The sequence below is a fragment of the Pseudomonas sp. A1230 genome (assembly GCF_044218825.1).
GTDB classification, from domain to species: Bacteria; Pseudomonadota; Gammaproteobacteria; order Pseudomonadales; family Pseudomonadaceae; genus Aquipseudomonas; species Aquipseudomonas iridis.
In genome coordinates this window covers 5,023,247-5,048,843 of record NZ_CP162582.1, presented here as the reverse complement: position 1 = coordinate 5,048,843, position 25,597 = coordinate 5,023,247, and the positions used below count along the sequence as shown (strand labels likewise).

Annotated in this window: 18 protein-coding genes and 4 pseudogenes; 12 read left to right on the top strand and 10 right to left on the bottom strand. The window is 60.7% G+C overall.

What is annotated here, in order from left to right; translation table 11 throughout:
* Positions 1-44: 44 nt before the first annotated feature.
* A complete protein-coding gene (locus AB4P97_RS23645; protein WP_395601691.1) occupies positions 45-2,075 on the top strand; it encodes a pyridoxamine 5'-phosphate oxidase family protein in 2,031 nt (676 codons plus the stop codon).
* Positions 2,076-2,114: 39 nt separating this feature from the next.
* Here the strand turns inward: AB4P97_RS23645 and AB4P97_RS23640 are convergent.
* From AB4P97_RS23640 to AB4P97_RS23605, 8 genes and pseudogenes are all read right to left on the bottom strand, one after another.
* Positions 2,115-2,619: pseudogene (locus AB4P97_RS23640) on the bottom strand (glycosyltransferase); the annotation flags it as partial.
* A 30-nt stretch (positions 2,620-2,649) separates the two neighbouring features.
* Positions 2,650-3,780 carry a glycosyltransferase family 4 protein gene (locus AB4P97_RS23635; protein WP_395601690.1) on the bottom strand — a complete coding sequence of 377 codons (1,131 nt, stop codon included), beginning with the start codon at positions 3,778-3,780 and terminating at the stop codon, positions 2,650-2,652.
* Positions 3,764-5,140: a glycosyltransferase family 1 protein gene (locus AB4P97_RS23630; RefSeq protein ID WP_042561883.1), complete on the bottom strand. Its 1,377-nt coding sequence runs from the start codon at positions 5,138-5,140 to the stop codon at positions 3,764-3,766. Before AB4P97_RS23630 ends, AB4P97_RS23635 begins: the two co-directional genes overlap by 17 nt.
* Positions 5,137-6,402, bottom strand: coding sequence for an ABC transporter ATP-binding protein (locus tag AB4P97_RS23625; RefSeq protein ID WP_395601689.1), 1,266 nt, complete (start codon positions 6,400-6,402; stop codon positions 5,137-5,139). Before AB4P97_RS23625 ends, AB4P97_RS23630 begins: the two co-directional genes overlap by 4 nt.
* A complete protein-coding gene (locus tag AB4P97_RS23620; protein ID WP_115146688.1) occupies positions 6,402-6,959 on the bottom strand; it encodes an ABC transporter permease in 558 nt (185 codons plus the stop codon). Before AB4P97_RS23620 ends, AB4P97_RS23625 begins: the two co-directional genes overlap by 1 nt.
* A pseudogene (locus AB4P97_RS23615) lies at positions 6,960-7,364 on the bottom strand (cupin domain-containing protein); the annotation flags it as partial.
* Positions 7,349-7,621, bottom strand: a pseudogene (locus AB4P97_RS23610) (GDP-mannose 4,6-dehydratase); the annotation flags it as partial. The pseudogenes AB4P97_RS23610 and AB4P97_RS23615, both read right to left, overlap by 16 nt.
* Positions 7,622-7,675: 54 nt before the next feature.
* Positions 7,676-8,032: pseudogene (locus AB4P97_RS23605) on the bottom strand (NAD-dependent epimerase/dehydratase family protein); the annotation flags it as partial.
* A 384-nt stretch (positions 8,033-8,416) separates the two neighbouring features.
* Here AB4P97_RS23605 and AB4P97_RS23600 point away from each other — a divergent pair.
* The 6 genes from AB4P97_RS23600 (at position 8,417) to AB4P97_RS23575 (ending at position 16,573) form a co-directional block, all read left to right on the top strand.
* Positions 8,417-10,045, top strand: a complete 1,629-nt coding sequence (locus AB4P97_RS23600) for a glycosyltransferase (RefSeq protein WP_047304381.1) — start codon at positions 8,417-8,419, stop codon at positions 10,043-10,045.
* Positions 10,039-11,343: a glycosyltransferase gene (locus AB4P97_RS23595; RefSeq protein WP_042561878.1), complete on the top strand. Its 1,305-nt coding sequence runs from the start codon at positions 10,039-10,041 to the stop codon at positions 11,341-11,343. The genes AB4P97_RS23600 and AB4P97_RS23595 overlap by 7 nt, the downstream gene beginning before the upstream one ends.
* Complete coding sequence (locus AB4P97_RS23590) at positions 11,340-12,227, top strand: bifunctional 2-polyprenyl-6-hydroxyphenol methylase/3-demethylubiquinol 3-O-methyltransferase UbiG (protein ID WP_042561877.1); 888 nt, start codon at positions 11,340-11,342, stop codon at positions 12,225-12,227. The genes AB4P97_RS23595 and AB4P97_RS23590 overlap by 4 nt, the downstream gene beginning before the upstream one ends.
* Before the next feature lie 40 nt (positions 12,228-12,267).
* Positions 12,268-13,101: a bifunctional 2-polyprenyl-6-hydroxyphenol methylase/3-demethylubiquinol 3-O-methyltransferase UbiG gene (locus tag AB4P97_RS23585; protein WP_042561876.1), complete on the top strand. Its 834-nt coding sequence runs from the start codon at positions 12,268-12,270 to the stop codon at positions 13,099-13,101.
* A 162-nt stretch (positions 13,102-13,263) separates the two neighbouring features.
* Positions 13,264-14,451 (top strand): DUF3142 domain-containing protein, encoded by a 1,188-nt coding sequence (locus tag AB4P97_RS23580; RefSeq protein ID WP_395601688.1) that lies wholly within the window; start codon positions 13,264-13,266, stop codon positions 14,449-14,451.
* Positions 14,438-16,573 carry a hypothetical protein gene (locus tag AB4P97_RS23575; protein WP_395601687.1) on the top strand — a complete coding sequence of 712 codons (2,136 nt, stop codon included), beginning with the start codon at positions 14,438-14,440 and terminating at the stop codon, positions 16,571-16,573. Before AB4P97_RS23580 ends, AB4P97_RS23575 begins: the two co-directional genes overlap by 14 nt.
* Here AB4P97_RS23575 and AB4P97_RS23570 read toward each other — a convergent pair.
* Positions 16,570-17,199, bottom strand: coding sequence for a LysE family translocator (locus AB4P97_RS23570; protein ID WP_042561873.1), 630 nt, complete (start codon positions 17,197-17,199; stop codon positions 16,570-16,572). The genes AB4P97_RS23575 and AB4P97_RS23570 overlap by 4 nt on opposite strands.
* A gap of 144 nt (positions 17,200-17,343) precedes the next feature.
* Here AB4P97_RS23570 and AB4P97_RS23565 point away from each other — a divergent pair, with 144 nt between their 5' ends.
* The gene (locus AB4P97_RS23565; RefSeq protein ID WP_042561872.1) at positions 17,344-17,817 is read left to right on the top strand and encodes an Lrp/AsnC family transcriptional regulator; all 474 of its coding nucleotides are present in this window, start codon (positions 17,344-17,346) and stop codon (positions 17,815-17,817) included.
* Between the two features lie 126 nt (positions 17,818-17,943).
* On the opposite strand, the gene lpdA is transcribed toward AB4P97_RS23565, so the two are convergent.
* Positions 17,944-19,344 (bottom strand): dihydrolipoyl dehydrogenase, encoded by a 1,401-nt coding sequence (gene lpdA / locus AB4P97_RS23560; protein ID WP_395601686.1) that lies wholly within the window; start codon positions 19,342-19,344, stop codon positions 17,944-17,946.
* 212 nt (positions 19,345-19,556) lie between these two features.
* Between lpdA and hflK (AB4P97_RS23555) the strand changes: the two genes are divergently transcribed.
* Genes hflK (AB4P97_RS23555) through AB4P97_RS23540 form a run of 4 tightly spaced genes read left to right on the top strand, consistent with a single transcriptional unit; the run spans position 19,557 to position 25,517 of the window.
* The gene (hflK, locus tag AB4P97_RS23555) at positions 19,557-21,518 is read left to right on the top strand and encodes a protease modulator HflK (RefSeq protein ID WP_395602966.1); all 1,962 of its coding nucleotides are present in this window, start codon (positions 19,557-19,559) and stop codon (positions 21,516-21,518) included.
* On the top strand, positions 21,515-22,555 hold the full coding sequence (gene hflC / locus AB4P97_RS23550; RefSeq protein WP_115146681.1) for a protease modulator HflC: 1,041 nt from the start codon (positions 21,515-21,517) through the stop codon (positions 22,553-22,555). The genes hflK (AB4P97_RS23555) and hflC overlap by 4 nt, the downstream gene beginning before the upstream one ends.
* Positions 22,552-23,613 (top strand): protease modulator HflK, encoded by a 1,062-nt coding sequence (gene hflK / locus AB4P97_RS23545; protein ID WP_395601685.1) that lies wholly within the window; start codon positions 22,552-22,554, stop codon positions 23,611-23,613. The genes hflC and hflK (AB4P97_RS23545) overlap by 4 nt, the downstream gene beginning before the upstream one ends.
* Positions 23,610-25,517, top strand: a complete 1,908-nt coding sequence (locus AB4P97_RS23540) for a heavy metal translocating P-type ATPase (RefSeq protein ID WP_395601684.1) — start codon at positions 23,610-23,612, stop codon at positions 25,515-25,517. The genes hflK (AB4P97_RS23545) and AB4P97_RS23540 overlap by 4 nt, the downstream gene beginning before the upstream one ends.
* The last annotated feature ends 80 nt before the right edge of the window (positions 25,518-25,597 follow it).

The window sequence follows — 25,597 nt, the reverse complement described above, 5'->3', positions numbered from 1 at the left end:
TCCCGCAATCCACGTTGCGCCGAGGGCGCAGGGGAGAGGTCGTGATGGAACGTTCACCGTGGCACGCTGGCGAGCAACAGTTACAGGCCCATGTAGGCGTTGCCGAACGCATGGAGGCTTTCGGGCGTAAGGTGATTCGCACCTGGATGCCGGACCAGCACCGCGAGTTCTATCAGCAACTTCCCTTCATGCTGTACGGCGCGGTCGATGCCCAGGGTCGTCCGTGGGCCAGCGTGCTCGAAGGCGCGCCGGGGTTTGCCCATTCGCCTGATGCCGAGCATCTGCGTTTCAGCACGTTGCCCGCCGGCGATGATCCGGCGCAATTGCGTAACGGCGAGCCCATCGGTTTGCTCGGGATTGAACTGCATACGCGGCGGCGCAATCGCCTCAACGGCCATGTCGGCGATCTAGGCGATAACGGTTTCGATGTGAGTGTCGATCAAGCCTTCGGCAACTGTCCGCAATACATTCAACTGCGCCAGTTTCAGCGCGTGCCACTGAGTGATCCGCAGACGCGCCCACCTCAGCATCTCGACACCCTTGATGACGCAGCCAAAGCGCTGATCGAAGGCGCCGATACGTTCTTTGTCGCCAGTTATGTCGATGTCGATGGTCAGCGTGCGGTGGACGTTTCCCATCGTGGCGGCCAGCCCGGGTTCGTTCGGGTGGAAGGCAATCGTCTGACCATCCCGGATTTTGCCGGCAATCTGCACTTCAACACCCTCGGCAATCTACTGCTCAACCCCCAGGCTGGCTTGCTGTTCATCGACTTTTCCACAGGCGATCTGCTGCAACTCAGCGGGCGTACCGAAATCATCCTGGAAGGGCCGCAGATCGAGGCGTTTCAAGGCGCCGAACGGTTTTGGACATTCGAGGTGGAGAAACTGGTTCGCCGGCCAGCAGCGCTGGCCTTGCGCTGGCGCTTCGACGGCATGTCGCCCACCAGTCTGTTGACTGGAAACTGGGCACAAGCCGATACGCGTTTGCAGGCGCAAGCGTTGGGCAACCAATGGCGACCGCTGCGGGTGGCGAAGATCGAACGGGAAAGCCACAGCATCCGCTCGATTTATCTGGAGCCAGACGATGGCGCCGGTTTGCCGGTGTTTCTCGCGGGCCAGCATTTGCCTGTGAGATTTACCCTCGACGGCGAGGTGCACATCCGCACGTATAGCCTGTCGAGTGCGCCATCGGATGGTTTCTATCGGATCAGTGTGAAGCGCGAAGGACGCGTGTCGACCCATCTGCACGAGCAGATCCAGGTGGGTGATGTAGTGGAGGCGCGAGCGCCTCAGGGGCATTTCACCGTGGCGCCGCTGGAGCGACGGCCACTGGTGTTGTTAGCCGCGGGGGTTGGAATTACGCCACTGCTGTCGATGCTGCGCGAGGTGGTTTATCAAGGCCTGCGCACGCGCCGGATTCGTCCAACATGGTTGCTGCAGAGTTCACGCAGCCTGGCCGATCAACCTTTTCGAAGGGAGCTGGATCACTTGTTGGAAAGCGCTGGCGACGCGGTGCGGGTCCTGCGGTTGCTCAGTCAGCCGGAAGCGGACGCGCACGAGGGCGAGGACTTCGACCGGCGCGGGCGGATCGATGGCGCGGTATTAAGGGATCTGTTGGAGGTCGAGGACTACGATCAAATTGATTTTGTGGTCTGTGGCCCCGGCGGTTTTACCCAAGGGCTTTACGACGGCTTGCGTGAGCTGGATGTGCGCGATGCGCAGATTCACGCCGAAACGTTCGGCCCTTCGACGCTCAAGCGTCGCGCCGATCCGGATGCGATTGTCATTGAACAACCGCCCGCAGCCACCACATCCGTGCCGGTGGTGTTCGAGCGTTCGGCAAAGGAAGCGCGCTGGCAGCCGGACGGCAGCAGTTTGCTTGAACTGGCGGAAAGTCGCGGATTGCGCCCCGAGTTCAGTTGCCGCGGCGGTTCGTGCGGCACCTGCAAGACACGGCTGGTCAGCGGCGCAGTCAATTATCCACAGCCCCCGGCCGAAGTGCCGGAGGCGGGGCATGTGTTGATTTGTTGTGCGGTGCCGGCGCAAAGCGATCAGCCGCTGGTGCTGGATTTGTAATGCTAGCGCCCGTGTAGGAGCTGCCGCGGCCCATCTCATCGGCTGTGGATAACCTGCTTGTTCAAGCCATAGGGAAGCTCCCGGGTCTTGTCTTGAAACTGCTGCAACCCATCACTGGTATGCAGGTAATTCGGCGACGCGGCGACAATCCGGTCGGCACTGGCGAGAAAGGGGTTCATCAGCGGCCGATAGAGTTTGAGCAGGGTTTCTGGCGGATGATGTCGGAGTGGTAGGTGACCACGCTCGGTTTGTTCATGCCGCTGGCAAAATGCACCAGGTCCATGAAGGGCCACGCAAAGTGGTAATTGACCACGTCGGCCTCGGCCGCCATCTCGCGAAACTGTTTGAACAGGCTCCAGGAAAATCCCGTGGAGGCGAACTGCATATCGAGTTTTGCCCGGTGCACTTCGTGTTGACCCAGCTTCACCACGGGTGGGTTCGAATCAGCGCTGAGGGTCAGCGTCTGCCCATTGATGCCATGCTGGGCGCCGCGTTCGCGCAGTTGGAAGATCACTTGTTCGATGCCGCCGACCGAGTCGGACAGGTACGTTTTGAAGAAATGAAGAACTCGCCTTCAACTTCCCATGGCCTGGCGGTAGGCACCGGCCGTGGCCTGTGCGCAACGCTGCCAGGAAAAAAAACGCGCCTGCTGCAAGCCGGCTTCTCGGCATGCCTGCCAATGTGTTTGATCGTCGATCAGTCGGCTCATCGCATCGCGCAAGCCGTCTGCATCGTCGGCGTCGATATAGTTGCCAGCAGCCCCCGCCACTTCCGGCATTGCCGAAGAGCGAGTGACCACCACCGGCGTGCCGCTGGCCATCGCCTCCAGTACCGGCAGGCCGAAGCCTTCATACAGCGAAGGAAAAATCAGTGCCCGAGCGCCGGCCAGCAGTTGCGCCACTTGTTCATCAGGCAGGTAGCCGAGCAGGCAAACATTTCCACTGGCCAACGCCCGGCGCAGCTCGTCACTGAGCTGCTCACGCTGCCAACCGGCCATGCCGACGATCAACAGCGGAAAGCGTTCGCGCACCGCTTCCGGCAGCAGGGCATGGGCGCGCAACGCCAGGCTCAGGTTCTTGCGTGGCTCCAGCGTACCGACACACAGGAAATACTCGCGAGCCTGCACGGCATGAGCCTTGAGTACCGCGCTGATCATGTCGGCTTCGCGTGGATGAAACCGCTCGGCGACGCCCAGTGGCGCCACCACAAAACGCTCCGCGGGCAGTCCGAAATAGTCTTGCGCCTCGTCGGCAATTGCCTGTGAGTCAGTCAGAATCACCTGCGCTTGCTCGATGCCAAGGGCCAGCCGCCGCTCGATTTCCCTGAGCCGAGCCGACGGCTGAGTCTCGGGAAAATGCAGATGCGTCAGATCGTGCAGGGTGATCACCGTCGGGCCGTCGAAAGCCAGCGGCCACAGACTGGGCTCGTGATACAGGTCGATGCCTTGCGCGCGGCCCTGATCGAAGCGCTTTTGCTCCATCCAGCGCCGTGCCTGATAGGCTCCGGGAATCTGCCGCAGCAGTGGCGTCAAACGCGAATAGCCGGGCATTGCCGCTTCCGGTAGCGCCGAACTCCAGCCCCAACCATGAAACAGCGTCATTTCGACGTCGGGCTCGCTGCGCAAGGCGTTGACCAGTTCGGCGACGTAGTGGCCGATGCCGGTGCGCGGCGCCTGCAGAATCCGGGCGTTAAGAGCAATGCGCATGCTGGCTCTCCGGGATTGCCGGCGAAGGATGCAAATTGTGCTCGATGCGTTCAATCAGTTGCGCACTCGCTTCGCGCCAGCTCAGCCAGCGCCACTGTTCCAGGCTCAGCGGTGCTGGAAAGACCTGGCTGCGTTCCATGTCGGTGATCAGGTGGGTCAGGCTCTGCGGGTTGGCCAGATCGAAATACGCCATGTAATCGCCGCCGATCTCGCGAAACACCGGGATATCACTGGCCATCGCCGGTAAACCACGTTGCATCGCTTCTACCAGTGGCAGACCGAACCCTTCTACGTAGGACGGGAATACCAGCGCCGTCGCATGGGAGTAGGCGTGTTCGAGGCTTTTGTCCGAGAGTGTGTTGTACATGAACAAGCGGCGGTTCAGCTCGGGATGCAGGCGGATGCGTTCGATCAACGCTTCGCACTTCCAGCCGATCTTGCCGACGATGCATAACCGCGCTTTGGACCCCGTGGCCCAGGCGCGCTCGAATGCATCGAGCAGGTAAGCGTGGTTTTTGCGCGGCTCGATGGTGCTGACCATGAGGAACACCGGTTCCACTGTTTTGAACATATGCAACAAGTATTGATCGACCTTGGTATCGATGTCGCTCAAGTCCAGTTCCGAACCGAGGTGGAAATAATCGAACCAGCGCTGTGCGACCTGTTGCGAACCGATGCGCCGCAGCATTTCTTCTCGCACCTGATCGCGGATGGTCGTCGAAATTGCCACATAGCCGTCGGCTGCGCGGGCGATCCAGTCGAACCAGTCGTTGAACACTTTGACCAGCCCGGCATCGCAGAATTGCGGGTGGGTCAGCGGGATCAGGTCGTAGATCACCGAAACGATACCGACCCCGTCACGCTTGAGTTGCTCGGCCAGGGGGAAAACATTGGCGTGCCAGGACGAGTCGAGCAGTACCAGTTGATCGCCGGCCCGATGCTGTAACGGCACGCAGCGCTCGGGAATTTGCTTGCCTTTGAGGGCTCGCTGCAGCAGGCGCATCGGCAGGCTGAAACAGGCGAAAGCGCTCAGCCGGCACCCGACGTACAACACGCGGCGAGCGAAATGCGACTGGCTGAATGGACGGCGGCGCTCCAATGCACGGTGGCGCAGCCAGAAACCATTGGCCCATTGCTCGAGTTTCACTCGCAGGCCGGTCAAATCCAGCGTTGCCGATTTCAGGGGCGCCAGGCTCTTAACTTGATACAGAGCACCACCGATCATCACCACCGGGATGCATTCAACGTTCTCGTCGGCGGCCGGCAATTGCTGGATGACGTTGCGGACCACGCGCTGAATGCCCGAGTTGGCGCTTGGGTGTTCGAATACGTAAGTGCATTCCACCAACAATCGTGTCATCGCGAGATCTCCGTATCAGGCGTTGGCGTGAGGTTGCCACTGGACCGAGTGATTTCTGTGTGCGCTTGCAGCCAGGCGCAGCCGACGAAGTCTTCCTGACGGCTGTTGATCACATGGAAGATCAAGCCGTAGTCGCGCCACTCAAAGTTGCGGTCCAGGTGCGAATCCAGCCGCGACAGGCTCAGCGCCACCGAATAACTGCCCTTGCCCAGACGCATGTCAAAGGCGAAGCGGAACGTTACGCGATCACCTGCACTGAGCTCGACGACCGGTTTGTCGAGGCGATGGGTATTGATTCCGTAAATCGCCTGGCCCAGGCGATCCTTGATCATGAAGCCGAGAATCAGCCGTTCGATGTCTTCACGTACTTCTGTCTGAACTTCCAGCACCACTGGCTGGCCGACTTCCGTCACTTCGAGGCTGCGCCCCTGCGCATCGAGCAGGCGCACGCTGATGATTCCGGCTTCGCCGGTGCCGGAAATGGTTTGTATCTGGCCGTTGGCGAGCATCTCCTGACGCACGATCTGGCCTTCACGCTGGGCAAGCGTGGCGTTGTAGTAGTCCATGACTTCTTCGGGCTTGCCGCGCATGGCCAGGTGACCGTTTTCCAGAAGGATCGCGGTATCGCAGATCGACTGGATGGCCGAGCGGTCGTGGGAAACAATCAGCAGCGTGGTGCCGGCCTTGCGGAAGCTGCGGATGCGCTCGAAGCTTTTGTGCTGGAAATAGGCATCGCCGACCGACAGCGCTTCGTCGACGATCAGGATGTCCGGGCGCCGCGCAGTGGCGACACTGAACGCCAGACGCATCTGCATGCCGCTGGAATAGGTGCGCACGGGCTGATCGATGGCTTCGCCGATTTCAGCAAAACTTTCGATTTGCGGCATTAACGCGTCGATCTCTTCACCCTGCATCCCCAGCAACTGGCCGGCCATGAAAGCGTTCTGGCGACCGGTGAAGTCGGGGTGGAAGCCCATGCCCAGTTCCAGCAGCGCGGCGACCCGGCCTTGCAACTGGATCTGTCCGCAGGTCGGTTGAGTGGTGCCGGTGATCATCTTCAGCAGGGTGCTTTTGCCCGCGCCGTTGACGCCGACAATGCCCACGGCTTCGCCGGGCTGAATCTCGAAATCAACACCCTGCAAGACCCAGTGCAAGTGATGCCGGGGCCGGGAAAACGGCACCAGCCATTCAAACAACCGGCTCCAGCGATTGGGGTACTGTTTGTAAGCCTTGGCCAGGCCACTGACGCGTATATGCCCCATCAGAGTTCATCCACCATTTTACCCACCCGTTGGCGGAACAGGTGCAGCGCCATGGCGCAGAGCACGAGTCCGATGATCAGCAACGGCGTCAGGGAGGACCTGTCCGGCCATTGGTTGTAGAGGAATACATTCTGGTAATTGGTCATCAACGCAGTCATCGGGTTGAGGCTGATCACGTGCTGGATGCCCGGCGGCAGGATCGACAACGGATACACGATCGGTGTCAGCCAGAACCAGAATTGCAGGCAGATGCCGAACATTTGCCCGACATCGCGAAAGAACACATTGAGAATGCCCGGCAGCATGCCGAGTCCGGCGGCGAAGACCACTTGCAGGATCAGCAGCGGTATCAGCGCCAGCAATGCCATGCCGGGCAGGCGGGCGCGCATGATCTGGGAAAAGATCACCGTGTAGATGATGATCATCGACAGCGAATTGAGTACGGCCCACAGCGCACCAAACAGCGAGTTGCGATACCGCGCTTGAAACTCTCGCTTGACGTTACCGAGGATGAATCCACGGTAGCTGCGCAGCGAGCGGTACAGGGAAAGCAGCATTCAAACCGTCCTGCCGTATTGGTCTTCGAAGCGGACGATGTCGTCCTCTCCCAAATATTCGCCGCTTTGCACTTCGATGATCACCAGGTCGATCACGCCGGAGTTTTCCAGACGATGTTTGTGGCCTGCGGCAATGAACGTCGATTCATTCTTGGCCACAAGATGCGTGCCGTCGCCATTGATGGTGACCTTGGCCATGCCTTCGACCCCCACCCAGTTTTCGTTGCGTTGATGGTGCATTTGCAGGGACAGTTTGGCGCCGGGTTTAACCACGATGCGCTTGATCTTGAAGCGCGGGCCTTCCTCGAGCACGGTGTAGGTGCCGCAGGGGCAGCTGACCGTACGATGCAGGCGATAGGTTTCGTGGGATTTGTTCTTGAGTTGCTTGGCGACGCGCCGTACATCATGCGCGGGTAGAACGGCGTGTTCTCGTCCTGCTGCTCAGCCTGGATCAGACCGAACATTTCGCTCGTTGAGGCCTGATAGAACCGGGTGTGCGGGCTGAACTGGAGGATCGCTTCGAGCAAGTGGGTGATGCCCAGGCCATCGACGATGCCGGTGGTCACCGGTTGATCCCAGGAGGCGGCAACGAAGCTTTGCGCCGCCAGGTTGTACACCTCGTCCGGGGGCGACTTGGTCACGGCGCGCTGTACCGAGCAGACGTTGTAGACCTGCCCCGATTGGCCTTTTTCAAGCAGCGCGAGGTAGGCCGAAATCACATCGGCGACATCAAGGAAGTCGCGGGTCACGTCGATGTCGCCGACTTCCAGTTGTGGCGCTTGCAGGCCTTGTTTGATGCGACTGATCTGGCGGGCGGCACTGGCGATGACGAAGCTGTCTCTCTGCCCGGCCAGATGGATGACCGCGTCGGGTACTTGAGGCCAGAGATCGACGAGGCTGCCCGCGTCCGTGAGGTCGTAGGGCGTTGCGGCAGACAGAAGCTCCCACGGCGAATCGGGTAGCGCCAATCGTGACTGAATATGTTGTCCCACGAAGCCACTGAGGCCCGTAATGAACAGACGCTTTTTCAAACCGCGACCCCTTGGTCTTGAACTTGCGCCGCTTTCCCACATGCTTTGAGGGGAAGTCTGTCAGACCGATGGAGAAAAACGGCAAGACGGCAGGCGAAGTCAGTTGTTGTAGTTGTTTGGTGCCAATCTGTGCCAATTGCGCGGCAATTTCAACAGGCAAACCGTGACTGGTCAGTTCTCGTTAGCGTAGTCAGATTTTTCTCATCGTGCGGTTCACGAATCCTCGACGGATGTGTTTAGAATGCCCTTCGTCGCGATTGCCCAAAGTTCACCGTGGGTGTTGCGCAACAGGGTGAAACCAACCACTAAAACAAGAACGAAGACGTGCCTGTAGATGAAGTTCAAGCCCCGGTGATGCCGACTTGATCCGACGTCGGGCCGTCATAGCATGAAGCGGTCGGGATGGCGGCTTCATCGTGGGATGCCATGAATTTCATTCTTTACTCGGACGTCAACGACAGTTCCATCAGCCAGAGTCTCGGGCGTCCCGAATACAGTTACTACTTCGTGCTCAAGGCTTATCGGCCGGTGCTGGAAAGCCTTGGCCGCGTGCATGTGGTGGCGTCGGTCGACGAGGTCGATCCGCTGTACCGGCAGTTGAGCGAGGCCGGTCAGGAATGCCTGTTCCTTTCGTTTTCGCCACCGCACAAAACCCCGATCGATCTGCAGTGCCCGATGGTCTGCGTGATTGCCTGGGAGTATGACTCGATCCCGTCCGAGTGCTGCGACGACGATCCTCGTCAGGACTGGAGCCAGACCCTGGCACGTCATGGCCGGGTGATTACCTTGTCCACCCATACCGCGCAGGCGATCCGCCGGACTTTGGGTGAAGACTTCCCCGTGCTGGTACTACCCACACCGTTGTGGGAGCGCTTTGCGCACGTGCGCAGAGACTTTCCAAGTGTCCCGGTAAACCCGGGCACCACGCTGCAGATCAAGGGCTGCATCATCGACAGCCGAGTACTGGGGCTGTCCGCCGATGGCTTGATCGCGCCGATATTCAATGAGCAGGAGCTGGAAACTCGCGGCCTGGTGGAACCAGAGCCGGAACCCGAAGTACCTGTGCCACTGACCTTGCGCCGACGCGTCTTCATTTCCAAACACTACTTGCGCGAAAGCTTCCGGGCGCTGACGGCGCCAGCTGAACACCCGCCGCTTTTTTTACTCAAGCACAACCTGCTGCTGTGGTATCGCGAAGCCTTGTGCGATGTAGTGCCAAATGCCATCCGCCAGCAACTGACGAAATTGCGCACGCCGGCCGCGCCAGCAGCACCCTTGCCGGTGCCCACCACCGTGAGCGAGGCGATGCAACCTGACGCCCATCCGCAAGCGGCGTTGCCCGACACCAACGAGCAGGTACAGATCGACGTCAGTGGCGTGGTCTATGTCAGCGTGTTCAATCCCGCCGACGGTCGCAAGAACTGGCATCACCTGATCACCGCCTTCTGCTGGGCCATGCGTGACAACGAAGACGCCACGCTGGTGTTGAAAATCACCCAGAACGACTTGTCGAGCTACTACGTTCACTTGATCACCTTGCTCTCGCAACTCTCGCCGTTTGCCTGTCGGGTGGTGGTCATGCACGGCTATCTGGACGACGAGGAGTTCGCCAGGCTTTACGGTGCCGCGAGTTTCTACGTCAACGCTTCGCGCTGCGAAGGTTTGTGCCTGCCGTTGATGGAATTCATGTCCTGCGCCAAACCGGTGATTGCCCCGAACCACACGGCGATGCACGACTATATCGATGAGCGGGTCGGATTCGTCGTCAAGTCCAGCCATGAGCCGACGATCTGGCCGGAGGATGTGCGCATCCTCTACCGTACCCTGCGCCATCGCCCGGACTGGGGCTCGCTGAAAGCCGCCTATGAGGACAGTTACGCCATGGCCAAAAACCATCCGGATGCGTATCAGGCGATGGCCGCGGCAGCCAATGAACGCATGCGCGATTACTGCGGCTTCGCCCCGGTTCAGCAGCGCGTGATGCAGTTTTTCGAGCTCAAGGCGCAGAGCGCAACCACGCCGCTGACAGCCGAGTCGAGGACTGCCTCATGTTGATCATCATTCATTCGGAAACCAACAAGAGCAACATCCAGCAAAACCTCGGACGGCCCGAGTACAGCTACTACTTTGTGCTCAAGGAGTTCCGCCCGGTGCTGGAGCGCATTGGTCAGGTCATCGAAGTCAGCAACCCCGACGAACTGGTGGATCGCCTGTATTTCGACTGTCTGAGCCGGGGTGAAGAGTGCATCTACCTGTCGTTCTCTCCACCGCACCGTACGCCGATTCATTACGCCTGCCCGACCATCCCGGTGTTTGCCTGGGAGTTCAGCACCATTCCCACCGAGAGCTGGCAGGGCGAACCGCGCCACGACTGGCGTGTGGTGCTTGAAGCATGTGGCCGGGCGATTACCCATTCGACATTCACGGTCAACACCGTGCGCGATGTGATGGGCGAAGACTATCCGGTCTGTGCGATCCCCGCGCCGGTGTGGGATCGCTTCGCCGCCCGCGGTGAGCATCTGGAACGACACCCTGTGGTCGAGCCGGTCACGCTGAACCTGCGCGGGCTGCTGATTGACAGTCGCACCGTCGACTTGCGGCCTTACGGGCCACCCGGACGCTGCGAAGGCACCCCGATGTCCTTTGCCGCGCCGGCGCAGGATTGCCCGTTGCAGCTGGAGGGCGTGGTCTACACCTCGGTGTTCAATCCTTACGACGGGCGCAAGAACTGGCAGGACATGATCAGCGCGTTCTGCACGACATTCCGTGACACTGCCGATGCGACGCTGGTGCTGAAACTCACGCACCACGACATCGCCAATGCGCTCACCGACATGCTCCACCACTTGTACAAGAACCAGTCCTACCAATGCCGGATCGTGCTGATTCACGGTTATCTGGCGGACGGTGATTACGAACGGCTGGTGCAAGCCACCAGCTTCGTGGTCAACAGTTCATACGGTGAAGGCCAGTGCCTGCCGCTGATGGAATTCATGTCATGCGGCAAACCGGCCATTGCGCCACTGAACACGGCGATGGCTGACTACGTGAACAGCGACAACGCGTTCATCGTCGACTTCACCGAAGAGCTGACGGCCTGGCCGCATGACCCACGCGCCGCCTACCGCACGATGCGTTACATGACCAATTGGGATTCGCTGTGTGCGGCCTATCGCGCCAGTTATGAGGTGGCGAAAGCCGATCAGCCGCGTTACGCCGCAATGTCGGCCGAAGCCGTGCGCAGCCTGCAGCGGTTTTGTAGCCAGACCACCGCCGAACAGCGTTTGCGGGCATTTTTTGCCCAGCGCTCAGCCACCGCCGAGGCGGTATCCGTGGAAGCCTCGGGCGCATGATCCGGCGTCTGCTCGCCCGCTTTCGCCCGGCACCTGTAGCGGTCTCCTTGCCAGAGCCGACGCCGGCTCCGCGCGATACGGTGTCGCCGCGCGACGTCGGTTTGCGTGACGCCGTCCTCGACGGTTGGTTTTTGGGTGACAGCGGCGAGTTGCTCAAGGGCTTTGCAATCACGGCTTACGATACGTTGCTCGATGTGGGTTGCGGCGAAGGTGTAGCGACACTGTTTGCGGTCCGCCAAGGCGCCTCGGTGATCTTCACCGACAGTGAACTGGACAAGGTGCGCGACCTTGCTCGTCAGGTCGAAGCGCAAAGTCGCCAGTCGAATCTCGGGCTGGTCAGCAACAGTTTGCCGTTACCGCTGGCCGATGGTTGCGCGAGCAAAGTGGTGTGCATGGAAGTGCTGGAGCATATCGACCAGCCTGAGCCGTTCATGGCCGAACTGGTGCGCATGGGCCGTCCCGGCGCGCAATACCTGCTCAGCGTGCCGGCGCCGATTGGCGAACACCTGCAAAAAGGCATTGCTCCGGCCAGTTACTACCAGTCACCCAATCATGTGCAGATTTACACCGCGGAGCGCTTCGCCGCGCTGGTAGAGGACGCGGGTCTGGTGATCGAGCATCGTCAGGCCAACGGTTTTTTCTGGGTGATGGGCATGATCTTTTTCTGGGCCGGCGAACGTGCGGCCGGTCGGGACCCCGCCGGTGCGGTACGGGATCGAATCCAGGAGCCGTTCATGCCTTTGATGGAGAGCTGGGCCAGAACCTGGCAGGACTTGCTCGATCAACCCGAAGGCCTCGCCATCAAGCAGACGCTTGACCGTTTCATGCCCAAGAGTCAGGTGATCATCGCCCGCAAACCGCTGGACGCGGGACAGACGTCATGAGCGGCGAACCGATCATGAATATCAATTTTGGAGCCACCTCATGCTGAGCTTTTTGAGAAAACTCACAGCGGCGACCCCCGCCCCGGTTGCTGCGCCCGTCGCGGCGGTCACGCCGGTCGCCGAGAAGGTCGATCCGTTCATGCTCGGTCTGCACGATGCCCAGCTCAGTGGCTGGTTCAACGAGGAGACGGGAGAGCTCTATAAAGGCTTCCCGGTATCGGCGGATGACATCGTGATCGATGTCGGCTGCGGTGACGGCGGCAACATGCAGTTTTGTGGCAGGCGTGGGGCGCGGCTCATTGTCGCCGACATTGACGGCGACAAGATCGAACAGGCCCGCCAGCGTTTGAGCGAGACCCCGGCGCGCAGTGTCGAGTGCCACGTCACCGACGGCAATCCACTGCCGATTGCCGATGGCACCGCCACCCGCGTGGTCTCCACCGAAGTCCTCGAGCATGTCGACGATCCGGCGCAGTTCCTCGCCGAGCTGGTGCGCGTCGGCCAGTCGGGGGCGTTGTATCTGTTAAGCGTGCCGCACCCGAGCTCCGAAGACCTGCAAAAAGACATTGCTGCACCGGCGTATTACGAGAAGCCCAATCACGTTCGCATCATCAGCGAAGAACAGTTCAAGACCATGGTCAGTGAAGCCGGTCTTGAGGTCATCAGCCACAGTCAGTACGGCTTTTACTGGTCGATGTGGATGCTGCTGTTCTGGGAGGCGAAGGTCGACCTGAGCAACCCCGATCACCCTTTGCTCAATCACTGGGCCAATACCTGGCAAGCCTTGCTCTCGTCACCCCGCGGCGCACAGATCAAAGATGCGCTGGAAACGGTGGTGGCGAAGAGTCAGGTGATCATTGCCCGCAAGCCTTGAGCCGCTTACCTCAAGGCATCGCTGGATCTCACTGTAGGCGCTGCGATCTTTTGATCTGATTTCCAAAAATCATCATCAAAAGATCGCAGCCTCGTTTCACTCGACAGCTCCTACAGGATGTTGTGTACCCTGCATTTTTCGTCGGCAGGGATTAGCGACTTCATGCGGTTTGGTTATTCGATTCTGATCACGTTGCTGTTGCTTGTGGGGTGCGATCAGCAGACCGCACCGCCACTCGACCAGCAACTCTACGTCTGGCAACGCCAATGGACGCCAGCCCATGAGGCGGCATTGCGCGACAGCCGAAGTGATTTTTCCACCCTGCGCGTGTTGGCGTTGCAGGCCTTCCCCCATGAAGGATGGAGCCGGGCGCGCATCGATGCGCCGCTGCTGAAAAACGATGGTCGTCCGTTGATCGCGGTGATCCGCCTCGACGGCCAGCTCCAGGCGCTGGATCAGCAACAGGTCACGGCGCAGATTCTTCAGGTCGTTGCAGATTGGCAGGCGCAAGGTCTGACCCTGAGCGGCGTGGAGATCGACCACGACGCTGGCAATGCGCGGCTGCCGGCCTACGCACAATTCCTCACTCATCTGCGCTCCGCGTTGCCGCCGACGTTGCCGCTGAGCATCACCGCGCTGCCGGCGTGGCTCGACAGTTCGCAGCTGCCCGCGCTGCTGGCCACGGTCGACAGCAGCGTGCTGCAAGTGCATGCGGTCAGCGATCCGCGGCGAGGCTTGTTTGACCCTGATCAAGCGTTGAAGTGGGCCAAGGCTTGGGCGCGGCTCACCGACAAACCGTTCTACCTGGCGCTACCGGCCTATGGCGTGGCGCTGTTGCCGGATGTCGGCGGCGCACCGGTTGTGGAAAGCGAGGTTCAGCTTGAACGTGGCGGAGAGCGCCGCGAATTGCTGGCCGATCCGCTGCAACTGAACCGACTGGGTAAAACGCTGCGTGACGATCCGCCGCAACATCTGGCCGGCCTGATCTGGTTTCGCCTGCCGCTGGTCAACGACCGTCGCGCCTGGAGTTTGACCACGCTGCGCGCCGTAGCGCGGGGCGATACGCTGTACAGCCAACTCGACGTGACGTTCAGCGAGCAGAGCGGCCTCTACGACATCAAGCTCAACAATACCGGCAACCTCGACAGCGCCTGGCCCGCACAGATCACCCTGAAGGCCCGGGATTGCGAAGGCGCTGACGCGCTCGCCGGTTACTCGTTGCAACAAAGCCCGGATCTGCTTACCTTCACCCGCCTTCGCGACGGCCGATTGCCAGCGAACGGGCAGCGCGCCATTGGTTGGGCGCGTTGCGCAAATATTGATCAAGGAGGTTCGCATGTTGACCCGTAACTGGCCCCGCCATCTGCTCTGCCTGAGCCTCAGCCTGCCGCTGGGTTCGGCGCTGGCCTGCGGCCCGGACTTCCCGATGCGCCTGCTCGATAATCGCGGGCAGACGATGTCGGAGCTACCTGAGGGCAACTTCAACTTTGAGCTGAGTCGCCTGGGTAAAACCATCGCCGGGCTGAAGAACGTCACTGCCGCGACCTACAACCCGAACGAATCCTATGCCGAGTCGACTGAAACGGTCGAACAGCGTGAAAAGGCCGAGCAGGTCGGGCTCAAGCCAGAACAACAGGCGCTGGTCAAACAACTGCGCGGTTTGACGGATGCGCGTCAGGTCGAGGTGCAGGGTGCCAGTCTGCCAGCGGAAATTCGTCTTTACGTGGCAGGCGCGGTGGCGTTCGCGACGGGCGATCATCAGCTGGCGGTCGAGTATTTCGACAGGTTACTGGCGCTGCCGTCGGATCAGCGCTCCTTGCGCAGCACGTGGGCCGCGTACTCCCTGGGGCGCGCCTGGTTTGCCATCAGCACTGAGGCGAACAACGGGGTCGAGACGCTGGAAAAATCGCGCGAAGCATTTCGTCAGACTCGCCAACTGAGCATCGACGGTTTCAGCGATCCGCTGGAGCTCGGCGTCGCCAGTCTCGGGGAAGAAGCGCGGATATTGCGCACCACTGGCGATTGGGCCGGCGCGATTGAACTGTATGAGGCGCAGAACCTGCACGGTTCTGCGGTAGGCAACACCTCGCTGAAGCAGTTGATGAATGAGCTGGCGGAGCTGCCCGAGGTTGAGCTGGCACGATTGCTGGAACACAAACCGGTGCAGCAACTAGTCACCGCATCGTTGCTCAGTCGTCAGGGCTGGTCGTTCGGCGATGAACCGCCGAACGAGAAAAAACTGGTAAGGCTTCTGCAAAACAGCACCCGTGGCAGCCTCGAAAACGCTGATCGGCTGGCGGCTGTGAATTATCAACAGGGTGACTATGCCAGCGCCAAAGCCTTCCTCGAAAATGCCGGCGACGGCGGACTCGCATGGTGGTTGCGGGCGAAACTGGCGCTGCGCGACGGTGATAAAAATGCCGCTGCGGCAGCCTACGCCAAAGCCGCACAGGCCTTCCCGCAGACCGAGGATTGGGGCTATCGGCGTACGACAGACTGGGCCTATGAAACGGTCCAGCCTAAATGTCGGGTCGAGGGGGAAAGCGCAATTCTCGCACTGCAACGCGGTGAATACCTGCAGGCCTTCGTGCAGTTGTTTCGCAGCAATGACGTCTACTGGTTCGATGCCGCAGCAGTCGCCGAGCGGGTGCTGACGGTCGACGAACTCAAGCAGTATGTCGACGAAGCGGTTCCGGCTCCCGCGGTGTTGACCCAAGAGGAGCGCGACAACTACGTGCCGCTGTCAGTGGCGGCGAAACTGCGCAATCTGTTAGGCCGACGTTTGTTGCGCGAAGGGCATTACGAGGCGGCTATCAGCTATTTCGACAACCCCGATCTGCAACACAAGGCTCGCCTTTATGCCGAGCAGCGGCTCAAGGCTGATGCCGCGTGGTGGCCAACCACACGCGCCAGCGCGTTGTATAACGCGGCGTGGACCGCCCGCGAGTGGGGCATGGACATTCTCGGTTATGAAATGGCGCCGGATTACGCGGTGTTTGGTGGCGGCTTCAGCCTGGAAAACACTGAGTTGAAAGTCGGGCCGCTGGTGAGCGAAGCCGAGGTGCAACGCCAGAAAATCAGCGAAGCTCAGCCGGATCAGCGTTTCCACTATCGGTTTGTCGCCACCGCTCTGGCCAGTCGTGCTGCCGATAATTTGCCCCACACCAGTCAGGCGTTCGCCGCCGTGTTGTGTAACGCCGCTGGTTTCAACAGCAGCCTGGAAGAACAAAGCGCGCTGTATCAACGCTACGTGAAGGAAGGGCCTTACGTGCCGTGGGCGGTGGATTTTGGCAATCAATGCCCATATCCGGATTTTGAAAACGCTGACAAGCGTTATGTCACCCAAGTGACCGATTCGGTGCGCGCCACGTTGAGGCCGTATAAGTGGCCGGTACAGATCGCTGCGTTCCTGCTGGTGGTTGGCACGTCGTTGCTGGTGTTCAGCCGCCGGCGCAAGGCACGTAAAAGCTAAGCCTGCTGGATGAACGTCAGGCGCAGCGCAAAGCCAATCAACAGGCTGCCGAACAGCCATTGTTGAACCCGTTGGGCCGTTGGACTGTGTTGCAGCCAACGGCCCAGCGCCGCGCCGGTCAAGGCGTAGGCGCTGTCGAACAGCAAGCCGACGCCGACCAGCAGCATGCCGAGCATGGCGAACTGGGTCAGCACGGGTGCACCGTCGGCGACGATGAATTGTGGCAACAGCACCGAGCAGAACAACAGCGCCTTGGGATTGAGCAGATTGGTCAGCAAGCCGCGCCGTACCGCTTCACGCCATTGGCCCTGAGTCTGGGCAACATCCCCGCCATTCAGGATCGGCACCAGCGTGCTGCGCAGACATTGAATGCCGATCCACAGCAGATACGCCGCCCCGGCCAGCCGTACCACTTCGAACGTCCACGGCGCAGCCTTGAACAACGCGGCCAGCCCCAGCGCCGCCAACGCGACATGACAACCCCTGGCAATCCCAAGACCGATGGCGGTGGCCAGCGCCGCACCGCGACCCTGACGGGCGCCGGTTTGCAGCAACAGGATCATGTCCGGCCCAGGCAAAAGAAAAACCACAGCCAATGCCAGGAAAAACAGCCAGAGACTCGCCATGCCACACCCCTTTCGTTGTCGATTTGGTGAGGTCAGTCTAGGGCCGAAGGGCGGGGCAGGTGCTTGCGTAGTCCGCTTCAAAATCCATCGTGATTGGCATAACCTGCTTCTTTTTTCTGCTGAAACAATCAGGATCTGCCAATCATGAAACTCGACGCTTTTGATCGCAAGATTCTCGCCGCACTGCAGCGGGACGGACGCCTGAGCAATGTCGAGCTGGCGGACGAGATCGGCCTGTCGGCGTCGCCGTGCTTGCGGCGCGTGCGAATGCTGGAGGAGGCCGGGGTGATTCGTGGGTACCAGGCCAATCTGGATCGCGATGAAGTGGGGCTGGGATTGACGGTGTTTGTCGGGGTCAAGGTCGAGCGGCACAACGATGAACAGGCTGAAGCCTTTTACAAAGCGGTCACTGCATTGCCGGAGGTGATTTCAGCGTTTCTGGTATCGGGGGAGTCGGATTTCTTGCTGCAAGTGGTGGTGCCAGACCTTCGTGCGTACGACCGTTTTCTCAGCGGTTACCTGCTCAAACTGCCGGGGGTAAGTGATATCCGCAGCAACTTTGCGATTCATACGGTAAAGACCCCGGGAGCGTTGCCGTTGGGGCATCTGCCTTCCTAGACCGAGTTGAGCCGATCGCGAGCAGGCTCGCTCCCACAGTGGATTTTCGTCGAACACGAATTATGTGAACACCCGAGAACCCTGTGGGAGCGAGCCTGCTCGCGGAAGCGGTAGTCCAGACGACACCTACATCTGCGTCGCCATCCCCTCGACATTCATCGCCGCCTGGCGCAATGCCTCGGAGCGCGTCGGATGCGGATGGCACGTCAGGGCAATGTCCTCGGCCGAAGCGCTGAACTCCATCGCCACACAAAACTCACCAATCATCTCACTCACGTTCGGCCCGACCAGGTGCACGCCAAGCACTTCGTCCGTGCGCTCATCGGCGAGGACTTTGGCAAACCCTTCGGTCTCGTGATTGATCTTCGCCCGACTGTTGGCGGTGAAAGGAAACTTGCCGACCTTGTAGGCGCGTCCCTCGGCCTTGAGCTGCTCTTCGGTCTTGCCAACGCTGGCCAGCTCCGGCTTGGTGTAGATCACGTTGGGGATCAAATCGTAATTGACCTCGCCCGCTTTGCCGTGGATCTGCTCGACGCAGGCCATGGCTTCGTCTTCAGCCTTGTGCGCGAGCATCGGCCCGGACGTCACGTCGCCGATCACCCAGACCCCGGCGGCTTCGGTGCGATGCTGCTGGTTGGCGAGCATGCCGCGCTTGTCGGTGCTCAACCCGACGTTTTCCAAGCCCAGGCCTTGGGTGTATGGGCGGCGGCCGATGGCAACCAGCACGTAACCGGCCTCCAGCAATTCGGCGCTGCCGCCCGCCGCAGGCTCGACGCTGAGCTGCACGCCGCTGGCCGAGGTGGTGGCGCTGGTCACTTTCGAACTCAATTTGAAGGCAATGCCTTGCTTGCTCAGCGAACGCTGCAGGGTTTTGCCGGCCTCGCCATCGACACCGGGGCAGATACGATCAAGGTATTCGACCACGGTGACCTGCGCGCCGAGTCGCCGCCACACCGATCCGAGTTCGAGGCCGATCACGCCAGCACCAATCACCACCAGATGTTTGGGCACTTCGCTCAGCGACAACGCGCCGGTGGAGTCGAGGATGCGCTGGTTGTCGATCTCGACACCGGGCAGGGGAGTGGGCTCGGAACCGGTGGCGATGATGATGTCCTTGGCGGTCAGTTCGGTCTTGCTGCCCTGATCGTCGGTCACGGTGACCCTGCCCGGGCCGTCGATGTGGCCCCAGCCCTTGATCCAGTCGACCTTGTTCTTGCGAAACAGGAACTCGATGCCCTTGGTCAGGCCGGTCACGCTCTCGTCTTTCTGCTTCATCATCTGCGCGAGATTCAGGGTCGGTTTGACCTCGATTCCGAGGTTGGCGAACTCCGCGCCCATGGCTGCCTCGTACAGTTCCGAAGCATGCAGCAAGGCTTTCGAGGGCATGCAACCGACGTTCAGGCAGGTGCCACCGAGGGTTGCCCGGCCTTCGACACAGGCAGCCTTGAGGCCCAACTGACCGGCGCGGATTGCCGCGTTATAGCCACCGGGGCCGCCGCCCAGAATCACCACGTCATAGTTGCTCATGCGCTTGCTCCTGATGGATGGATGCAGATCGTTAAAAGTAGTCATCGCACAAAATTACGAACGTAATATGTGCGTTTGCAGACATTTCGGTCAAGGCTTCAGGCAGGCGACAGGTCAAGCGGCTTTATATAAGCGCAATTTGTGCACAAATATTTCACGGTTTTCGTTATATCGTAACGATATGAGCAGTGAGCCGATGGCTTTGGGGTGATATGCAAGTCGATCTGGAGGTTGAAGGCACGCAAGTGACCGGACTCCCGCGCTTTCAGCAGGCGGCCACGCAGGGCCGAAGGTTACGCTGTTTGGCGAGCGGCCTCGGTGGGTTGGCCGGGGCAGGGTGGGTGCTGGCGCTTTTTGTCGGGTTGTTTGCGCCGCAGTCGTTGTGGCTGCCGCTTCTGATCAACCAGAGCGCGGCATTGCTGATAGTAGTTGTCGGGCTGCAATCGGCCTGGTGGGTGACGCAGTGGCGCGCGCGGGTGATGAGTCCACTGGCAGCCGTGTCATTAACTGTTGATGAGCAGCCCGCGGCGCAGGGCTGGTATGAACGCCTGCTCGATCGCTTGAGCCGACGCAGCGTACATTTGCTTGGACTGATCGGCGCACCGACATTGTGGCTGGGCGGTTGGGCGTTGCTGATTGCGCTCAGCATCGAGCAGGTATGGAACCTGACATTGCCGCCCTCGGTTGTCGGTGTCTCGGCCACACTCGGCGCCGCGCTGGCGTTGTTATTGGCGTTCGGCTTGTTGGTGCTGGAGCGGCAACTGGCTCAGGAAACCCCCGCGCAATGGCCCGAAGCGAGTTCGCTTGCACAACTGACTCGCGTGGCGATTATCAGTCTGGTGTTGGGCGCTCTGTGTTTGTTGTTCGCCGCCGAAACCTCCGTTTGGCCGGTGCGTCTGGCGGTACTGGTCGGGATCTTGCCGGGTCTGGTTGCGATTGAGCTGCTATTGCGCGCCGTTCTGTCGGTGTTCAGCCCTCAACGCGAACAGCTTGAACCGACGTTGCTAGCGCGCAGTTTTGTCGCTGACATGCTGCGCTGGCCGCCCCAGCCATTGCTGGCGCTGCAGCACGAATTACACAATCGCTTTGGTATCGATCTACGCCAGATCTGGGCGTTCAGCTACATGCGGCGGGCGTTTTTGCCGGTGTTGGCGTTGGTCGTGGCAGTCGGCTGGTTGCTGACCGGTCTGCATGAAATCCCCTTGCAGGGTCGAGGCATTTACGAACGTTTCGGCAAACCGGTGCAGGTGTTCGGCCCAGGTTTGCACGCAGGACTGCCGTGGCCGCTGGGCCGGGTGTTGAGCGTGGAAAACGGCGTGGTGCATGAACTGGCGACCAGCGTTGGCGAGAATCCGGTGCCGGTCCAACCTGTTTCCGCTGAAGGCCCGGCGCCGTCCACGGCCAACCGCTTGTGGGACGCCAGCCATGTAAATGATAAATCTCAAGTCATCGCCAGCCGCCGTGGCGCGCAGCAGAGCTTTCAGATCGTCAACATGGATGTGCGTTTCGTCTATCGCATCGGTCTCACCAACCAGGCAGCGCTGGCGGCTACCTACAACAGCGCCGATGTGCCGACGCTGATCCGCAGCACTGCCAGCCGAATTCTGGTCCACGATTTTGCCTCGCGTACCCTCGACGGTTTGCTCGGTGCGGACAGGGCAGGGCTGGGTGAAGAAATCGGCCGTGCGGTGCAAAGCGATCTGCAACAGCTCGACAGCGGCGTGGAAATTCTCGCCACGGTCGTCGAAGCCATTCACCCGCCGGCTGGCGCTGCCAATGCTTATCACAGCGTGCAAGCGGCGCAGATCGGGGCGCAAGCCTTGATCTCCCACGAACGTGGCGCCGCCGCTGAGGCGAGTAATCAGGCGCAATTGCAGGCCAGTCTTGCTCGCGATCAGGCCAGCGCCAACGCTGGTGAAATCAGCGCTGCCGCGCAGGCAGCGGATCTGAAATTCAGTGCCGAACAAAAAGCCTACGCCAGTGCGGGTCAGGCGTTCGTCCTTGAGCAATACCTCAGTCAGCTCAGCCAGGGCCTGAGCAACGCCAAATTGCTGGTACTTGACCATCGACTGGGCGGGAGCAGTAACGCGCCGACTATCGATTTGCGTACGTTCACGCTGCCGGGTGATCCGACGCCCGCACGTTCTACCGCTCAACCAGGAGTCGCCCATTGAGCCAGTCGCACCCTCACGATCATCATGACCACAGCGGCCACGATCACGGCCACGGCGGACATCACCATCATCATGGGCATCATCACCACGGCGCGCCGCAAGAGGCGGGGCCTTTTCCATGGCGACGCATGGGTTGGGCGGCGTTGCTGGTGGCGTTCGCCATCGCTGCGGCGAGCCTGGTGCAAGTGCGCTCCGGCGAAGCCACAGTCATTACCCGTTTTGGTAATCCGTCGAGGGTGTTGCTCGATCCGGGTTTGAGCTGGCGCTGGCCTGCGCCATTCGAAGCGGCGATCCCGGTGGATCTGCGCTTGCGTACCACCTCCAGCGGTTTGCAGGATGTCGGCACCCGGGATGGTTTGCGCATCATCGTCCAGGCTTATGTCGCGTGGCAGGTGCAGGGCGATCCGGACAATGTGCAACGCTTCATGCGCGCCGTGCAGAATCAGCCGGACGAAGCAGCACGGCAGATTCGCACGTTTGTTGGCTCCGCTCTGGAAACCACCGCCAGCAGTTTTGATCTGGCGAACCTGGTAAACACCGACGCCAATCAGGTGCACATCGCCGAATTCGAGGCGCAGCTGCGTCAGCAAATCGAACAGCAACTCCTCGCGACTTACGGCGTGCGAGTGGTGCAGGTGGGTATCGAGCGGTTGACCTTACCGTCAGTGACACTCACCGCCACGGTCGATCGGATGCGCGCCGAGCGTGAAACAATTGCCACCGAACGCACGGCCATCGGCAAGCGTGAAGCTGCACAAATTCGCTCTGCCGCCGAGCGTGATGCGCGGATTGTTCAAGCGGATGCCACGGTGAAAGCCGCGGATATCGAAGCCCAATCTCGGGTTGAGGCCGCGCAGATCTACGGCCGCGCCTACGCCAGTTCACCGCAGTTGTATAACTTGCTGCGCTCGCTGGACACCCTCGGCACCATCGTTACGCCAGACACCAAGCTGATTTTGCGCACTGATGCCGCGCCGTTCCGCGTGCTGGTCGACGGCCCGCCGAATCTCGACAGCAAAGCCGGATCGCAACCATGAGTGAAGAAGTTCCACGTGGAACATATTCGCTGAACAGTCCGTGGATTCAGGCCGGGCGTTTGGCGTTTTTTGCCCTGTACGCCGTGACAGTGCTGGCCGCGGTGGCTTGGGCATTCTCGAATGTCCGGCAGATTGATCCGCAGAACCGTGCTGTGGTTTTGCACTTTGGTGCGCTGGATCGCATCCAGAATGCCGGTTTGCTGTTGGCTTGGCCGCAGCCGTTCGAGCAGGTGGTTTTACTCCCGGCAGCAGATCGAGTGATAGAGCGTCGCGTTGAAAATCTGCTGCGCAGCGATGAGGCATTGAAGGCTGATCGGGTAGCCACGTTTGCCACGCCGCTCAGTGATGCACTGGCGGGATCTGGTTATTTATTGACCGGTGACGCCGGCGTCGTGCAACTGGATGTGCGAGTGTTTTACAAAGTGACCGATCCCTATGACTTCGTGCTGCAGGGCGATCATGTGCTGCCAGCGCTTGATCGGCTGGTCACTCGCAGCGCCGTGGCACTGACCGCCGCGCGAGATCTCGACACTATTCTGGTGGCCCGACCGGAATTGATCGGCGCCGATAATCAGGCTGCCGAACGTCGCGAGCGCTTGCGCGGTGATCTGGTGCAAGGCATCAACCAACGCTTGGCTGAACTGAAAACCAGCGGGCAGGGCATCGGCATCGAGGTGGCACGGGTTGATGTGCAGTCCAGTCTGCCCGGTCCCGCCGTCAGCGCGTTCAATGCGGTTCTGACCTCCAGCCAACAAGCCGACAAAGCCGTGGCCAATGCCCGCACTGATGCCGAGAAACTCACCCAGACCGCCAACGAACAAGCCGACCGCACGCTGCAGGTCGCTCACGCTCAGGCGGGTGAGCGCCTGGCCAAAGCGTCTGCGGACACCGCTACGGTGTCGAGTCTGGCCAAGGCCCAATTGCAAGGCACTGACCCACAAATGCTCCTGCGTCTGTACCGCGAGCGCATACCGAAAATTCTTGGTCAGGCCGGATCAGTGACCACGGTCGATCCGAAAGACGATTCCCGCCTGATCATTCAGGGAGCCAGTCAATGAGCGCGACCACCGCTGCACCGGGCCTGTTGTCTTCGGCCGAACAACGTCGCGCCGCGCGCCAACTGACGCTGGCCATGCTCGCGCTTGGTCTGCTCGGCCTCGGTCTGATCTGGCGTTGGCTGCTGCCAGCACAAACCGGTGTCAGTCAGTTGCTGCTGGGCGTTGCTTCTTTATTGGTCGCCGTTCCGGTGATGCGTTCGGCGTGGTTCAGCCTGCGTTATCCAAGTCTGCATGGCATCACCGACCAACTGATTGCCCTGGCGATGCTCGGGGCATGGGCGACTGGCGATCTGCTGACCGCCGCGTTGCTGCCGATCATCATGATCTTCGGCCACGTGTTGGAGGAGCGCAGTGTCATTGGCTCGCAGGAAGCGATTCACGCACTCGGTCAATTGACCCGCAGTCATGCACGCAAGATTCAGGCTGACGGCTCGATCGTTGAAGTCGACAACGGCACGCTCAAATCCGGAGACATGGTCGAGGTCCGCGCGGGTGATCGAGTGCCGGCGGACGGTCGGGTTTTGTCCGGCCAGGCCAGCCTCGACACCGCGTCGATTACCGGTGAATCCGTGCCGGTGGAAGCGAGCATCGGTATGACGGTGTTTGGCGGCGCGATCAATCTCGACGGTTTGCTGCGTATCGAAGTGACCCGCACCGGCGATGAGTCGACGTTGGGCAAAGTCATCGCGCTGATGCAAAACGCCGAGCGTTCGAAACCGCCGATCACCCGGTTGCTTGAGCGCTATGCCGGTAGTTACATGGTGCTGGTGTTGCTGTTGGCGGCCGTCACCTGGTTCATAACCAATGATGCGCAAGCGATGCTCGCGGTGTTGGTCGCCGCATGCCCTTGCGCCTTGGTGCTTTCGGCACCGGCCACGGCGATTGCCGGCGTGGCGGTGGCGGCGCGTCACGGGATTCTGATCCGCAGCTCGGCGTTCCTCGAAGAGCTGGCCGATCTCACCTCGCTGGTCGTCGACAAGACCGGCACCCTGACTTACGGCACCTTGCGCTTGCAGTCGATCAACAGCTCGCATGCGGATCAGTCGACGGTGTTGGCGCTCGCCGCCAGTCTGGGTGCGGCGAGCAGTCATCCGGTCAGTCGTGCGCTGGCGGGGTTGGTCAGTCAGGACGACTGTTTGCCTCTGTCCGATATTCACGAACGGCAGGGTCTCGGCGTAGTCGCCATGACCGGTCAAGGCGAAGCGGCGTTAGGCCGCCCGGAGTTGTTCGCACAACTGGGCATCACTCCTACGACCATCCCTGAACACGATGGACCGATTGCCGGCCTGGCCTTGAACGGTGAGTTTCTCGCCTGGCTGCTGTTGGCTGACAGTGTCAAACCGGAAGCCCGATTTGCCCTCAGTGAACTGCGTGAGCTGGGCCTCGGGCGGCAACTGTTGCTGACCGGCGATCGCCAAAGCGTGGCCCAGACGATGGCCCGCGAAGTCGGTCTCAAAGAAGTTGAAGCCCAGGCGTTGCCCGAGGACAAACTCAATCGTGTGCTGAAAGAAATCAACGACGGTTTCCGGCCGATGGTGGTGGGCGACGGCATCAACGATTCGCTGGCGCTCAAGGCTGGCGTGGTCGGTGTGGCGATGGGGGCGGGCGGGGCAGACATCGCCTTGGCCTCCGCCGATATCGTGTTGATCGGCAGCGATCTGCGTCGGCTCGGTACTTGTGTGCGGCTCAGTCGTCAGTGTCGGCGAACCTTGCAGGTCAACGTGATCATCGGGCTGGGCTGGACGCTGGCCATTGTCGTGTTCGCCGCGTTCGGCTGGCTCGGAGCCGCCGGGGCGATGATCGCCGCGTTGCTGCACAACCTCAGCACGTTACTGGTGCTGGGCAATGCCGGGCGATTGCTGCGCTTTCAAGAGCCGCTGCTCAAGCTCAAGGAAGAAATCTGAAATTATTTTTAGCCTCGCTGTAACGCCATCAGGGCAGCGATCTCTAGTGCTATGTCGGGACTGAACAACCGTCCAGCCGA